This is a genomic window from Streptomyces sp. NPDC054834 (assembly GCF_053611185.1).
In genome coordinates this window covers 209,954-224,007 of the sequence record NZ_JBSGZV010000001.1, presented here as the reverse complement: position 1 = coordinate 224,007, position 14,054 = coordinate 209,954, and the positions used below count along the sequence as shown (strand labels likewise).

The window sequence follows — 14,054 nt, the reverse complement described above, 5'->3', positions numbered from 1 at the left end:
GTGGGGCGCGGGGGCAGCCCTGACTGCCCTGGTCACCGCACTCGTATGCTCGAAGGATGACGACTTCCGCGACCTCCGGAACCGGCCCCACCGAGAACTCCATGCGTCGCGCCCTCAAACGTGCCCGCGAGGGCGTCGCTCTCGACGTCGCCGAGGCAGCCGTGCTGCTCCAGGCGCGCGGCGCGGACCTCGAGGACCTCACCGCGTCCGCCGCCCGGGTGCGGGACGCGGGCCTCGAGGCGGCGGGCCGGCCCGGTGTCATCACCTACTCGAAGAGCGTCTTCATCCCCCTCACCCGGCTGTGCCGGGACAAGTGCCACTACTGCACCTTCGTCACCGTGCCCGGCAAGCTGCGCCGGGCCGGTCACGGGATGTTCATGTCCCCCGACGAGGTGCTCGACATCGCCCGCAAGGGCGCCGCCCTGGGCTGCAAGGAAGCCCTGATCACCCTCGGCGACAAGCCCGAGGACCGCTGGCCGGAAGCGCGCGAGTGGCTCGACGCGCACGGCTACGACGACACCATCGCCTACGTCCGCGCCATCTCCATCCGCATCCTGGAGGAGACGGGGCTGCTGCCCCACCTCAACCCCGGCGTCATGACCTGGACCGACTTCCAGCGCCTGAAGCCGGTCGCCCCGTCCATGGGCATGATGCTCGAGACGACCGCCACCCGCCTCTGGTCCGAACCGGGCGGCCCGCACTACGGCTCCCCGGACAAGGAACCGGCCGTCCGGCTGCGCGTCCTGGAGGACGCCGGGCGCTCGTCCGTCCCCTTCACCTCCGGGCTCCTCATCGGCATCGGGGAGACGTACGAGGAGCGGGCGGACTCCCTCTTCGCGCTCCGCAAGGTCTCCCGTGCCTACCACGGCATCCAGGAACTGATCATCCAGAACTTCCGCGCCAAGCCGGACACGGCCATGCGCGGTATGCCGGACGCCGAACTGGACGACCTCGTCGCCACGGTGGCGGTGGCCCGCCACATCATGGGGCCCTCGGCCTGCCTCCAGGCCCCGCCCAACCTCGTCGACTCCGAGTACGAGCGGCTCATCGGCGCGGGCATCGACGACTGGGGCGGGGTGTCGCCCCTGACCATCGACCACGTCAACCCCGAACGCCCCTGGCCGCAGATCGATGAGCTGGCGCGGAAGTCCGAGGCGGCCGGGTTCGAGCTGCGGGAACGTCTCTGCGTCTACCCGGAGTTCGTCACGCGCGGCGAGCCCTGGCTGGACCCGCGGCTGCTGCCGCACGTACGGGCGCTGGCGGATCCGGAGACGGGGCTGGCGGTGTCGGACGCCGTCGTCGAGGGACACCCGTGGCAGGAGCCGGAGGAGGCCTTCGTCGCCTCCGGCCGTACGGATCTGCACACGTCGATCGACACCGAGGGCCGTACGTCCGACCGGCGCGACGACTTCGACGAGGTGTACGGCGACTGGTCCGCCCTGCGCGAGGCCGCCGCCCCCGGGATGGCGCCCGAGCGCATCGACACCGACGTACGGCAGGCCCTGCGCACGGCGGCCGAGGACCCGACGCGCCTCACCGACGGGGAGGCCCTCTCCCTGCTGCACGCGGACGGCCCGGCGCTGGACGCGCTGACGCGGATCGCGGACGACGTACGGAAGTCGGCCGTCGGTGACGACGTCACCTACATCGTCACCCGGAACATCAACTTCACCAACGTCTGCTACACCGGCTGCCGTTTCTGCGCCTTCGCCCAGCGCCGCACGGACGCCGACGCCTACACCCTCTCCCTGGAGCAGGTGGCCGACCGGGCCCAGCAGGCCTGGGAGGTCGGCGCGGTGGAGGTGTGCATGCAGGGCGGGATCCACCCCGACCTGCCGGGGACGGCGTACTTCGACATCGCCAAGGCGGTGAAGTCCCGCGTCCCCGGGATGCACGTGCACGCCTTCTCCCCGATGGAGGTCGTCAACGGCGCCACCCGCACCGGGATGTCCATCCGCGAGTGGCTGACGGCGGCCAAGGAGGCGGGCCTCGACTCCATCCCGGGCACGGCGGCGGAGATCCTCGACGACGAGGTCCGCTGGGTGCTCACCAAGGGCAAGCTGCCCACGGCCACCTGGATCGAGGTGGTCACAACAGCCCACGAGCTGGGCATCCGCTCCTCCTCGACGATGATGTACGGCCACGTCGACCAGCCCCGCCACTGGCTCGGCCACCTGCGGACCCTGGCCCGCATCCAGCAACAGACGGGCGGCTTCACCGAGTTCGTCACCCTGCCCTTCATCCACACCAACGCGCCGGTGTACCTGGCGGGCATCGCCCGGCCTGGCCCGACGACGAGGGACAACAGGGCGGTCACGGCCATGGCCCGCCTCCTCCTGCACCCGCACATCCCCAACATCCAGACCAGCTGGGTGAAACTCGGCACCGAGGGCGCGGCGGAGATGCTCCGCTCCGGCGCGAACGACCTGGGCGGCACCCTGATGGAGGAGACCATCTCCCGCATGGCGGGCTCTTCTTACGGCTCCTACAAGTCGGTACGCGACCTGATCGCCGTAGCCGAGGCGGCGGGCCGTCCGGCAAGGCCCCGCAGCACGCTGTACGGGGAGGTACCGGGGGAGCGACAGCGGGCCGCGGCGGCTTCGGACGGTCATCTGCCGGAGCTGTTGCCGGTGTTGGACTGACCGTCGATCTGCGGTGTCGGTCGCATGTCGGGGGGCCGTCGGTCGGATATCGGCGGCGCGTCGGCGGGGGTTGGCATCTTTCTGGAGACGGCCGCCCGGAGTTCACCGGGCGGCCCGATCCCGAGGAGCCATCATGCACACCCCAGTCACGATCATCGGCGCCGGACTCGGCGGACTCACGCTGGCCCGCGTCCTGCACGTCCACGGCATCCCGGCCACGGTCTACGAGGCCGATGCCTCCCCGTCGGCGCGCACGCAGGGCGGAATGCTCGACATCCACGACTACAACGGGCAGCTCGCCCTCAAGGCGGCCGGTCTGATGGACGAGTTCCACGCCATCGTCCTGGAGGGCCGCCAGGCGATGCGGGTCCTCGACCGGGACGGGACCCTCCTGTTCGAGCAGGCCGACGACGGCACGGGCGGACGCCCCGAGGCGATGCGCGGCGACCTGCGCCGGATCCTGCTCGACTCGCTCCCGGCCGGCACCGTCCGGTGGGGGCACAAGGTCAGCAGCACCCGTACCCTCGGCGAGGGTCGTCACGAGGTGACCTTCACCGACGGCGGCACCGTCGACGCCGGCCTGCTGGTCGGCGCGGACGGCGCCTGGTCACGGGTGCGGCCGCTGCTCTCCGACGTGACACCCGGGTACGTCGGCACGTCGGTCGTCGAGACCTACCTGTTCGACGCCGACTCCCGGCACGCGGCCACCGCTAAGGCGGTCGGCGGCGGGTCGATGATGGCGCCCTCACCGGGCAGGGAGATCTTCGCTCACCGGGAGAGCGGCGACACCCTGCACGCCTACGTGGCGCTGTCCAAGCCGCTGGACTGGTTCGCCGCCATCGATTTCGCCGATGCCGCCGCGGCGACCGCGCGGATCGCGGCGGAGTTCGACGGCTGGGCGCCGCAGCTCACCGCGCTGATCACCGACAGCGACACCGCGCCGGTACTGCGCCCCCTCCACGCTCTGCCGGCCGAGCACCGGTGGGACCGGGTGCCGGGGGTGACCCTGCTCGGCGACGCCGCCCACGTGCAGCCCCCGAACGGCGAGGGCGCCAACCTGGCCATGCTCGACGGCGCCGAACTCGGCCGAGCCCTCGCCGAGCACCCCGACGACATCGAGGCCGCGCTCACCGAGTACGAGCAGGACATGTTCCGCCGTAGCGCCGAGGTCGCCGCTCTTGAAGATGGCGAGCGCTACCGGATCGACTCCGAACACAACACGGCCCACGATCTGATCAAGATGTTCACCGAGCAGGGCCAATGAGCCACTCAGGCCCCGAACTGACGCTCTCCTTACCGCCCGAGCTCTGAATTTCGCCCTGCGGGGTCACCCGGCCGACCCCGCAGGGCTGTTCTCCCGGGCCGCCCCCGGCAGGTACGTCACCAGCAGAGCCACCCCGGTCAGCACGATCACCCGGGTGGCCGCGTCCAGTCCGTTCCATGTCTTGGACTGCCACATCGAGAACCACTCCCCGCCTATCGCGATGAACCCGGCGCCGAACAGCAGCAGGAGCATCAGCAGGCCGATGGTGGAGGCGTGCCGTTGGCGGGCCCACAGGTAGGTGGCCACGATCAACCCCAGGGCCGCGAGCGTCGCCGAGGCGACTGAGGTTTTCGGTTCGGGGGAACGGTGATCTTTGTGGTGAATGTACCCCGGAGGCATGCGACATTTCGATGGGCGTGGTCTGACTGCGAGGGACGCCGCCCACCAGCAGCTCGGCGACAGCATCGCGCTGGTGGGCGCATTTGACACGACAGCGTCAAATCAGTGTATCGCTGCTAGTTGATCAGATAAGTTGACCTTCGATCGGCCGAACGTCGGTGCCTGACCAGCGCTGGGTGACGGACGGCGGGATTCTACGAGGGGAAACAACTTGAAGAGGGAAACTGCCCGTTGCGCTGCGCGGACGGGTGCTGTAGCCCTGCTCGCTGCCGCAGTTGTGGCCGGTACGGCTGCCGGCGCACTCGCGGCCGATGATTCTCAGTCGAGGTCCGCGGCAATCAACCGCAGATTGTCAGCCTGTCCGAATATTCTGCGGAAGGCGGCGCGGACCCTCAGTCGATGGCCCCCATCGGGGAAGTCTCCCCGGCGCAGGGTGCTGAAGCACAGAAGCTCACAGACCTACTGACCAAGACGACCGGGCTGGAGCTGTTCCAGGCACCTGCTGTGTCGGACTACGAAACGGTCGGCCAGACGCTCACGTTCAGCCTCGGGGACGGGAACTACGCGCACCCACTCAACGTCACCCGTCTGTCCATCCACGGGGACGTGCCGTCGTCAGTGCTCTCATCCGAGGATGATGAGACGAGCACCCGCACCCTGCCAAGCGGCAGCCAGCTGTTCACCGCCGTCGGTAACGAGGGCACCAGGATCAGCACCCTGTCCAAGGACGGTCAGCTGACACTGTGGGAGGCTCCGGCCACCGCCGCACAGAACCCCTACAGCACGGAGACCCTCGTGCGTTGGGCGACGACGGTCGACGAACAGGGAATCGCAGCCGCGCACACTCCAGCTCTTGCCGCCCCTCGTGCGGCAGAACCCCACTGCCAGCTCACTTACAGCAAGAAGCCCTATAAGCACGGGGGCGACCTGCACATCCAGGCCGACGCCGCAATGCTTTGCGACCAAAAAGGCAAGGGCAACTTCGCAGCCTCGCTGCGCCAGTACCAGGGCCTCGGCATCTGGAAGACCAAGGACGTGCGGGGATACACGAACGAGCAAGGCAAGAACTTCCCGGTCACCCTGCGCTTCGAATGCTCGCGGCTTACCACGAGTGGCTGGAGATACCGCAGCGACATAGGCAATGCGACTTTGCGCAACAGCAACGGTTATTGGGGGGACCACAACGTTTCGTCCGATACGGCCACGATCCACTGCGCGTAGCATGCCGTCCCCGCCAGGGTCCGCCATGACCCAGCGGCGTAGAGTTTATGGCAGCGATGTTGCGCATGCCGACCATAGACGTGACGTACCGATCAGACGCAGGCCAGTGAATGGGGACCGGGTGGAAAACGAACGACACCGTCCTGATTCAGCCGACCTTGCTGTGGCTGGATGTGGATGGCTTCTGATCGTGGCCGTCGTCGCCATGCCCGGGCTCGTCCTGAATGACGGACCACTGACTGCGTACATGGCCGTTGTGGGCGGGGTGATTGGGTTCCTCTGGGTGCGCAGGAAGCTGTACCGCTGACTGGGCGAGCTACCAGCGGAGCTCCACCGATGGTGTCACCGTGAGCTGAACAGCCGCCCTGGGAACCGGACCTTCCGGCCTGCTCGGGGCGGCTCGCTGCTACACCCGCGACGTAACGCAGCTCTTGCTGCCTGATCGGTCCCCGTGTGCTGGCCGAGTCGTGCAAATCCTGTGCTGGGTGCGCCCGGCAGACCAGGCTCTCGTGCACCGGTTGCCGGGGACACGCGACCCCTGCCGTCACTTCGTACTCGGGCCGGGGTACTCGACCGCCCAGGCTGCCCGTGGCCAGGCGCCCGCGCAGCCGGTGCTGGCGGTCGGGATCGGTGGGGACGGTGGATTGCCGACCGGCGGTGGTTGGATGTCGTCACCACGTTTCGGACTCCCGGCTCGGTCAACTCGCCATGATCTTCGTGGGACAACCGGCGGGCGACGACTCGGTGCAGGCTGGGTGGACGTCCGCCTGGGCCACGTCGCGGGTGCCGTCGATGAGCTCGGCAACGAGCTGCTTCGTCTCCTCCGCCGACAGATGTCGTACCCATGGGAACACCGCGAGGAGCGATCGCTCTGTCGTGAGGTGGAGATCCTCCCCGTCCCGCCGTGTGTGTGAAGGGATCAGTCGTTCTCCCGGGCCGCCCCCGGCAGGTACGTCACCAGCAGAGCCACCCCGGTCAGCACGATCACCCGAGTGGCCGCGTCCAGTCCGTTCCATGTCTTGGACTGCCACATCGAGAACCACTCCCCGCCTATCGCGATGAACCCGGCGCCGAACAGCAGCAGGAGCATCAGCAGGCCGCTGGTGGAGGCCTGCCGGGCTCGGGGGTGGTGGCGGGCCCACAGATATGTCGCCGCTGTCAGGATCAGCGCCGCGAGCGTCTCCCAGACGATGATCGCCACGTACGCCGCGTCCTGCCAGGCGTGCGAGGTGATGGCACGCCACATCAGGTCGTCGTCCTTGAAGGTCGTGTCCATCGCGAGTACATGACGGACGAACTGCTGGTTGGTGCCGAAGTCGGTGATGTTGCCGAAGGCGACGAGGGCGATGTAGAGGGCGACGGTACCGGTCAGGAGAGTGGCTGCGAGCCATGGGGCACGTGTGGCTGATGTGGTCATGACCGGTCTCTTTCCCTCGTGCGGCCACCGCGTCCCGTCCACATTGAGCCAGAATGGGGACGGGCCGACCACCAGCGGCGAGGGGGCGTACGGATGGCGCAGGCGCGGCCGTCGATGCAGGAGCTGATCCGGCAGCGCAGGCGGGCCGGGTTCGTGGGGCGGGGAGCCGAACGGGCCGCGTTTCGGGAGAACTTCGACCATCCGCCCGAGAACGAGCGTCATCGTTTTCTGTTCCACGTGCACGGTGACGCGGGCATCGGGAAGACCTTCCTGGTGCGGGAGATGGAGCAGATCGCACGGGATCACGGGGCTCTGACCGCGTACGTCGACGAGGGGTTCGGGAGTGTGCCGGAGGCTATGGCGGCGATCAGTCGTCAAGTGTCCGCGCAGGGAGGGCGTTTCAAGGAGCTTGACCGGTTGCTGGCGGCACACCGGGAGCGACGGCACGAGGCGGAGGGAACGGTGAGCGCCACGCTCGAGCCCGGGCCGGAGCAGCCCTCGGCGGGCAGTCTGGCGGTGGCGCGGGCCGGGCTGGTCGGTCTGGGCATGGTGCCCGGGGTCGGCGCCTTCGCGGGGGCACTCGACGCCGCCCGGCTCGCCCAGCAGACGGACCGCTTGCGGGCGGGCCTCAGTGCCCGCTTCCGCAGCCAGGACGACGTCCAACTGGTGCTGTCACCGGAGCAAGTCCTCACTCCCGTCATGCTCGGCGAGCTGTCGGAAGCGGCTTCTCTGGCGCCGTGGATCGTCTTGTTCTTCGACACCTACGAGGTGACCGCCTCCTTCCTCGACGGTTGGCTGTACGACGTCATGGTGACGGACCGGTACGGCGCCTCCCTTCCCTCGAACACCGTCGTCGTCACCGCCGGCCAGCGTCGCCTGGATCCCTCTAGCTGGAGCGGCTTCGCGGACTTCGTGCAGGATGTGCCGCTCCAGCCGTTCACGAAGGACGAGGCACGAGGGCTGCTCGCCGCCAAAGGCGTCGTGGCGGAACCCGTGGTCGAGGAGGTCCTGCGGCTCACCGGCGGGCTGCCGGTGCTGGTCTCCACACTCGCCGAGGCTCGTCCCGAGGATCCGGACGACGTGGGGGACCCTAGCGAGACGGCCGTGGAACGCTTTCTGAAGTGGGAGCGGGATCCTGTGCGCCGGGCCGCGGCGCTGGCTGGAGCGCTGCCCCGGCGGCTGGACGCGGACGTCTTCCGCACGACTGTGGACTGCCCCGAGGAAGAGGCGGACGCGCTCTTCACGTGGCTGAGGAGCATGCCGTTCGTTGGCGAGCACGGAGACGGGCTGCGGTACCACGACGTCGTACGTGGGCCGATACTGCGATTGCAGCGACGACACGCGCCGCGCCGCTGGGCGGAAGTACATGAACGGCTGGCGGGTGTCTTCGCCCGCTGGCGGGAAGAGACGGCGAATGACCTGCGGCCCGACGAGCTCTGGAAGCATGAGCCGTGGCGTGAGCTCTACCTTGAGGAGACGTATCACCTGCTGTGTGCCCGCCCGTCTGCGGCACTCGGTCGGGCCTTGCACAGCCTGGTCGAGGCATGCCGTCACGGGCGGGGGCTCGGAGGCGTCTGGGCACGGATGCTGGACGACGCGGGCGTGGTAACAGACACCTCCGTGTTGCGGGACTGCGGCAGGCTGCTGGGCGGAGCACTCGCGGACGAAGCCGCCGGGGTGCGCAAAGCCATGGACCTGCTCTTGTCCCGCCCCTGGCTGGACCGGACGGGACGGGCACTGGCGCACACGCTCCGGGGGCGGGAACTGCGGAACGGGGGAGAGATCAGGCGCGCCCTGGACGATTACCACCAGGCTGTCGAGCTGGATCCCCAGCTTGCCTGGGCCTATTACGGTCGTGGTTTCACCCACGCACTGCTGGGTGACACGACGGCCGCGCTGGCCGACACCAACCGTGCGGATGAACTAGCTCCCGATACACCCTGGATCGTGTCCGGGCGCGGAGAGATACTGCGGCTGGCCCAGCGGTTCCAGGAGGCCATCGCAGAGTTCGACCATGCCTTGGCGATCGACCCGACCGACGCCGACTCCCTCGCGTGCAGGGCGGTATGCCGACACGCCCTCGGACAGTACGACGATGCGCTCGCCGACTTCGACAGGGCTTTGACTCTCGACGCCGATGACCTCTGGACCCTCGTACGCAGGGCGCGCCTGCGCCGGGCACGGGATGAGTGGGACGAGGCGTTCGACGATCTCGACCGGGCGGCCCGTCTAGCGCCCGATTCCGCCTGGATAGCGTCGGAGCGGGGCGATGCCTATCGGCTGGCCGGCCGGTTCGAGGAGGCGGTCACCGAACTCGGTCGAGCCATCTCCCTCAACCCTGAGAACGATTCGGTCTTGGCGAGTCGCGGAGCGGCCCACCATGGGCTGGGCCATGCGGATGAGGCTCTCGCCGACCTCGACCGGGCCGTGGAACTGGACCCTGACTATTCCTGGGCCTTGGTGACACGGGCCCGGGTCAGGCGCGGTCTGGGTGACATGGACGGAATGTTCGACGACCTACGCCGAGCCGCCGCGGCCGATCCCGATGCCAACTGGATACACGTCAACTTGGGGGAGGCATACTGGCTCGCGGATCGCCTCGAGGAGGCCCTCGCCGTCTTCCGCCGCGTTCTGGAACGTGATCCGGACTATGAATGGGCTCTGGCCTGCTGCGGAGCGACCCACAGTGACCTGAAGGACTATCCCGAGGCCCTCGGTCACCTGGATCGCGCGCTGACGAAGGCCCCGGACTACGGGTGGGCCTACGCTCAACGGGCCCGAGTATTCCGGGCGATGGGACGCGTCGCCCCAACGCTTGCGGACCTGGAGCAGTGCGTCCGACTGGGACAGGACGCGAACTGGGCGCGCCGTAACATCCTTCAGCTGCTGATGTGGTCTGGACGGTGGGACGAGGCGATGGCCCGGCTGGCCGCCGTGGACGAGGCCATGGGGCAGGACAGCGACTGGGACGAGGTGATGGCCCGGGCGCACCGCCAGGCCGGGCGATGGGCCGCTGCACGCGCCGCAAGCGAACGGATGCGCGCGGTTGACCCGCTGGACGGCACACTGCAGCTTGCCTTGACCGTGGGAGCTGCCGACGGGCTGAGCGCCGCGTCGTCTCTGTGGCACGAGTTGGCGCGCATGCTGGACCGACAGGAGCTGGACGAAGCACCGCGTGCACTGGCGCTGTGCGTGATCGGCTGGGCGCTCGAGGACTGGGCCGGCGCCGACCGGGGAATGGGCCGGCTCCTCGCAACGCATCCCGGTTGGAATGTCCTGGCCGACCTCGCGGACTTCCTCATTGAGCTGATGAGCAGCCCCGGAGCCGACCGCGTCCTTCTCGCCCCCCGCCTGGCGGCGGTCGTAGCGGCCCGCGACGCCGTCCAGGCCCGCTACGCGGAATGACCCGCGAACACCACGAACTCGGCCCACGAGGCGCCCGTGAAGGCGAGGCGGCCGCCCTGCTTGTCCTTGGAGTCGCGTACGTGGATGGTGGTGGCGGCGGGGGTTATCGCTACCTCGACGCAGTCGGGGCCGTCGTTGCCGCTGTAGCTGCTCTTGAACCACTGGAGGGCGGAGGTCATGTCTCTTCTCCCAACAATTTCTCAATGAAGGCTCGCGATTCGCGGGGCGTGAGAGCCTGCGCCCGGATCATTCCATAGCGCATCTCCAGGATTTGGGCCTCGCGGTGATCACTGATCACTCGGTCGTGCAGCTGGCCCTCCGAGTGCCCGAGCGTCTTGCCGTCCGGGAGTTTGAGCAGTCGGAACGAACCCATCATGCCCGCGTGGTCGTCCTGGTCCGTGGGCATCACCTGCACCTCTACGTGCCGCAACTTGCTGACGGCCAAGAGGTGTTCGAGCTGTCGCCGCAGCGCCATTCTCCCCCCGATCGGCCGCCGTAGCGTCACCTCTTCCTGGACGAAGGTGACCAGTGGCCGGGGTACACGTTCGAAGACTGTCTTCCTCGCCATGCGCGCGGCGACGAGGCGTTCGATCTCGTCCTCCGTGTACGAGGGTCGCCGCATCTCGTACAACGCCTGCGCGTACTCCGGCGTCTGCAACAGACCGTGGATGTGGAGGGCCGCATAGGCGCCCAGCTCGACCGCCTCGTCCTCCAGCCTCTTCAAGTCCCGCACCTTCTTCGGGTAACGGGCCTTCTCCACGTCCTCCTTCATCGCGGCCAGCTTCCCGCCCGCGCTCAGCGCGTCGTCCGCATGGTCGAGGAACTCCGGTCTGGGGACCCGCCGCCCGCGTTCTACGGACGAGACCGTTTCCTCGCTGTATCCGATGGCGGCACCGAACTCCGCCTGCCGCATACCTGCCGCCTCGCGCCAGACCTTGATCTGCCGTCCGACCGCCTTGAGTACGGCCGTGGCCTCCTCGTCCTCCATACCGCCCACCTCCGCGTACCTGGCCGAACGACGCCGGAGCGCACCCGGACAGTCACTCTCCACACCTGTCTGTTTCAGAGTAGAGCGGAGCGACCACGCTCAGTGACGTGATCCAGGAATCGCCCAAACCGCCCTCTCCGTACGCCACTTCACCGTGCTGCTCTCCGCGACGCGCAGAGCTGGGGCGTGGAGGCGGCCCCGGCGGGAGGCAAGACGGTGTGGGCCGAGCTGACACCGGATCGGGCGGAGTGATGACCCGGGCGGGCCCGACGCCAAAGACAAAGAACCGGGGAAAGAACCAAACCCACCCCACCCAGCCCGTCGTCCACCGCACCCCTGGTCACTCGGTCGGGTGATCGCGGTCGGTTCACCTGGCGCGTCGGCGAATCGGTGAGGCAGCGTCGGCCTCGACACACACGTAACGGCCCCCGTCGGGACTGCCATCCCGGACGAGGGCCTGATCACCCAGGAAGAGCAGCGCTTCCCGATGACTGAGCAGCACCTTAGCGCGCATGCACGCGCCCGGACCGTCCGTTCCCGCCTCGGAGTTGCCCACGTGGACGAACACCACGACGAAGAGTTCACCGTTGTCGGAAACCATCTGGCGCAGCATCCGGATCTGTCACTGACGGCCATCGGGCTGGCGGTCCACATCCAGTCGCTCCCCACCGGAGCCCTCGTCGGCATCAAGGTCCTGGCGGCCAAGTTTCCCGAGGGGGAGACGCGGATCGCCTCGGCGCTGCGGGAGTTGGAGGAGCACGGCTATCTGGCCCGCACCAAGGAGCGTCTGCCGTCGGGGCGGATCGTGACGCGCACGACCTCCTACAACAAGCCCCGGACGCGCACGGCTCCCGTGACGCCCGCCCCTCGCCGCGAACCGGCCCCGGACACCAAGGAGCCGGAACCACCGACCCCGGCCGCATCCGACCTGCCCGCCCACCGCACCGCCCGTGCGGTACTGGCAGGCCTGCGCCTGAGTGACCCTCGCCTCCACCTGGCCGAGCGCGACGTACGCCGTCTCGTTCCCGCCGTGGTCGCCTGGCTGGAACGCGGCGTCGATCCCGACGACGTACGGCGAACGCTCTGTGCGGGGCTCCCACCGGAAGGTGTGCGCCATCCGGCGGGCTTCCTGGCCCACCGCCTCACCGCTCTCCTGCCCCCGGCTCTCGAACCCGCGCCGGAGCCCACCCGGCCGACCCCCTTCCAGACCTGCGACCGCTGCGACCGCGCATTCCGCGCCCCCGCCCCGGGCCACTGCCGCGACTGCCGGACATCCGAACGGAAGGTGGCATAGCCATGCCGGAACCGACTCCGGACGCGCTCAGGGACGCGGTCGCCCGAATCGCCCCGATCGTGGACGCCGGTGGCGTGGACCCCTCCGCGGCCATCGTCGAGATCCACGCGATCCGCGAGGCGGCGGAGGCAGAGGCAGGCCGACCGGCAAGGGCAGTCCCGCACGCCCGCCCCTGACCGGAACCGACCGCTCGCGTTCACCCGACCCACACTCCGTCCCCTGATCCGGCCCTCTACCGACCGTCCCCGTTCGATTACAGTTCTGGGCGTCGTACGTACGGACGGTGCCACGTGGGAGGTCAGGATGGTGGCGACATCCGGGGCCGTCTGGGGGCGTGCCGAGCAGCAGGACTTTCGTGGCCGGGTGCGGGGGACGCTGCTCGGGGTTGCGGTCGGGGATGCGCTGGGGGCGCCGGTCGACGGGCTCTCGGTGGAGGAGATCCGGGCCGGGTACGGGGTGGAGGGCCTGGTCGATCTGGCGGTGGGGTACGGGCGGCGCGGTGCCGTCACCCATCACACGCAGCTCACGCTCTTCACCGTGGACGGGCTGATACGGGCCCAGGTGCGGCGGGACACCGGGGCCTGGCACCCGCCGACCGATCTGCACCGGGCATATCTGAGATGGGCGGCGACGCAGCGGGACTGGGGCCCCGACGAGCGGCGCAAGGAAGATGGGTGGCTGGCGCGGGAGGAGTGGTTGTACGCGCGGCGGGACCCCACGCGGGCGCTGCTGCTGGGACTCGGTGACGAGAACATGGGCACGCTGGAGTCGCCCAAGAACGCGGGGGAGCTCGGGCCCGAGGCCGTGGCCCGTTCCGCGCCGTTCGGGCTGCTCGTCGGGTGGGAGCCGCAGCTGGTGGTGCAGCTGGCCGTGGAGTGCGCGGCCCAGACCCACGGGCACCCCACCGCCTGCCTGTCGGCGGGCGCGTACGCGGTGATCGTGCACGCGCTGGCCCGCGGCGAGAGCCTGGACGGCGCCGTGCAGCGGGCGCTGGCCCTGCTCGCCGCCCGGCCGGGGCATCAGCCCGTGTCCGACGCCCTTCAGCACGCGCTGGGTGCCGTACGGCAGGGGATGCCGTCGCCGGCCCGGGTGGAGGAGCTGGTGGGGGACGGCGCGGCGGACGGGATGCTGGCCGGTGCGGTGTACTGCGCGCTGGTGGGGGAGGACGTACGGCACGGGCTGTGCCTGGCGGTGAACCAGGGCGGGCCCTCCGCTGCCGCCGGCGCGCTGACCGGTGGGCTGCTCGGGGCCCTGCACGGCGAGACGGCCCTCCCGCCGGCCTGGCTGACCGAGCTGGAGGGCCGTCCCACGATTCTGGAGCTGGCCGACGACTTCGCGATGGAGATGACCCAGGGGCCCGCGCTGCACGGGCCCGCGGGGTCCTCCCCGGGGTGGCTGGCCCGGTACCCGAGGGGCGGGTAGCG

At 69.4% G+C, this 14,054-nt stretch carries 10 protein-coding genes and 1 pseudogene; 7 read left to right on the top strand and 4 right to left on the bottom strand.

What is annotated here, in order from left to right; all coding sequences use genetic code 11:
- Positions 1-56 precede the first annotated feature (56 nt).
- Both ACWGJM_RS01000 and ACWGJM_RS00995 read left to right on the top strand, forming a co-directional pair.
- Positions 57-2,642 (top strand): bifunctional FO biosynthesis protein CofGH, encoded by a 2,586-nt coding sequence (locus ACWGJM_RS01000; RefSeq protein ID WP_453409536.1) that lies wholly within the window; start codon positions 57-59, stop codon positions 2,640-2,642.
- A 133-nt stretch (positions 2,643-2,775) separates the two neighbouring features.
- The gene (locus tag ACWGJM_RS00995) at positions 2,776-3,906 is read left to right on the top strand and encodes an FAD-dependent oxidoreductase (RefSeq protein WP_453409535.1); all 1,131 of its coding nucleotides are present in this window, start codon (positions 2,776-2,778) and stop codon (positions 3,904-3,906) included.
- Positions 3,907-3,969: 63 nt separating this feature from the next.
- Here ACWGJM_RS00995 and ACWGJM_RS00990 read toward each other — a convergent pair.
- Positions 3,970-4,236, bottom strand: a pseudogene (locus ACWGJM_RS00990) (DUF2165 family protein); the annotation flags it as partial.
- A 468-nt stretch (positions 4,237-4,704) separates the two neighbouring features.
- Between ACWGJM_RS00990 and ACWGJM_RS00985 the strand changes: the two are divergent.
- Positions 4,705-5,526 (top strand): hypothetical protein, encoded by an 822-nt coding sequence (locus tag ACWGJM_RS00985; RefSeq protein ID WP_453409534.1) that lies wholly within the window; start codon positions 4,705-4,707, stop codon positions 5,524-5,526.
- 919 nt (positions 5,527-6,445) lie between these two features.
- Here ACWGJM_RS00985 and ACWGJM_RS00980 read toward each other — a convergent pair.
- Entirely contained in the window at positions 6,446-6,943 is a 498-nt protein-coding gene (locus tag ACWGJM_RS00980) for a DUF2165 domain-containing protein (protein ID WP_453409533.1), read from the bottom strand.
- Positions 6,944-7,036: 93 nt separating this feature from the next.
- Between ACWGJM_RS00980 and ACWGJM_RS00975 the strand changes: the two genes are divergently transcribed.
- Positions 7,037-10,348, top strand: coding sequence for a tetratricopeptide repeat protein (locus ACWGJM_RS00975; protein ID WP_453409532.1), 3,312 nt, complete (start codon positions 7,037-7,039; stop codon positions 10,346-10,348).
- On the opposite strand, the gene ACWGJM_RS00970 is transcribed toward ACWGJM_RS00975, so the two are convergent.
- Both ACWGJM_RS00970 and ACWGJM_RS00965 read right to left on the bottom strand, forming a co-directional pair.
- On the bottom strand, positions 10,336-10,527 hold the full coding sequence (locus ACWGJM_RS00970; protein WP_453409531.1) for a DUF397 domain-containing protein: 192 nt from the start codon (positions 10,525-10,527) through the stop codon (positions 10,336-10,338). The two genes, ACWGJM_RS00975 and ACWGJM_RS00970, sit on opposite strands and share 13 nt — an antisense overlap.
- A complete protein-coding gene (locus ACWGJM_RS00965) occupies positions 10,524-11,336 on the bottom strand; it encodes a helix-turn-helix domain-containing protein (RefSeq protein WP_453409530.1) in 813 nt (270 codons plus the stop codon). Before ACWGJM_RS00965 ends, ACWGJM_RS00970 begins: the two co-directional genes overlap by 4 nt.
- Positions 11,337-11,823: 487 nt before the next feature.
- Here ACWGJM_RS00965 and ACWGJM_RS00960 point away from each other — a divergent pair, with 487 nt between their 5' ends.
- From ACWGJM_RS00960 to ACWGJM_RS00950, 3 genes are all read left to right on the top strand, one after another.
- The gene (locus ACWGJM_RS00960) at positions 11,824-12,630 is read left to right on the top strand and encodes a helix-turn-helix domain-containing protein (protein WP_453409529.1); all 807 of its coding nucleotides are present in this window, start codon (positions 11,824-11,826) and stop codon (positions 12,628-12,630) included.
- 2 nt (positions 12,631-12,632) lie between these two features.
- A complete protein-coding gene (locus tag ACWGJM_RS00955; protein WP_453409528.1) occupies positions 12,633-12,806 on the top strand; it encodes a hypothetical protein in 174 nt (57 codons plus the stop codon).
- Between the two features lie 127 nt (positions 12,807-12,933).
- Entirely contained in the window at positions 12,934-14,052 is a 1,119-nt protein-coding gene (locus ACWGJM_RS00950; RefSeq protein WP_453409527.1) for an ADP-ribosylglycohydrolase family protein, read from the top strand.
- Positions 14,053-14,054 lie beyond the last annotated feature (2 nt).

What these genes read in the sequence shown, in the direction of transcription:
- ACWGJM_RS01000 (WP_453409536.1), top strand. Translation starts at nt 57, where the DNA reads ATGACGACTTCCGCGACCTCCGGAACCGGCCCCACCGAGAACTCCATG.
- ACWGJM_RS00995 (WP_453409535.1), top strand. Translation starts at nt 2,776, where the DNA reads ATGCACACCCCAGTCACGATCATCGGCGCCGGACTCGGCGGACTCACG.
- ACWGJM_RS00985 (WP_453409534.1), top strand. Translation starts at nt 4,705, where the DNA reads ATGGCCCCCATCGGGGAAGTCTCCCCGGCGCAGGGTGCTGAAGCACAG.
- ACWGJM_RS00980 (WP_453409533.1), bottom strand. Translation starts at nt 6,943, where the DNA reads ATGACCACATCAGCCACACGTGCCCCATGGCTCGCAGCCACTCTCCTG.
- ACWGJM_RS00975 (WP_453409532.1), top strand. Translation starts at nt 7,037, where the DNA reads ATGGCGCAGGCGCGGCCGTCGATGCAGGAGCTGATCCGGCAGCGCAGG.
- ACWGJM_RS00970 (WP_453409531.1), bottom strand. Translation starts at nt 10,527, where the DNA reads ATGACCTCCGCCCTCCAGTGGTTCAAGAGCAGCTACAGCGGCAACGAC.
- ACWGJM_RS00965 (WP_453409530.1), bottom strand. Translation starts at nt 11,336, where the DNA reads ATGGAGGACGAGGAGGCCACGGCCGTACTCAAGGCGGTCGGACGGCAG.
- ACWGJM_RS00960 (WP_453409529.1), top strand. Translation starts at nt 11,824, where the DNA reads ATGACTGAGCAGCACCTTAGCGCGCATGCACGCGCCCGGACCGTCCGT.
- ACWGJM_RS00955 (WP_453409528.1), top strand. Translation starts at nt 12,633, where the DNA reads ATGCCGGAACCGACTCCGGACGCGCTCAGGGACGCGGTCGCCCGAATC.
- ACWGJM_RS00950 (WP_453409527.1), top strand. Translation starts at nt 12,934, where the DNA reads ATGGTGGCGACATCCGGGGCCGTCTGGGGGCGTGCCGAGCAGCAGGAC.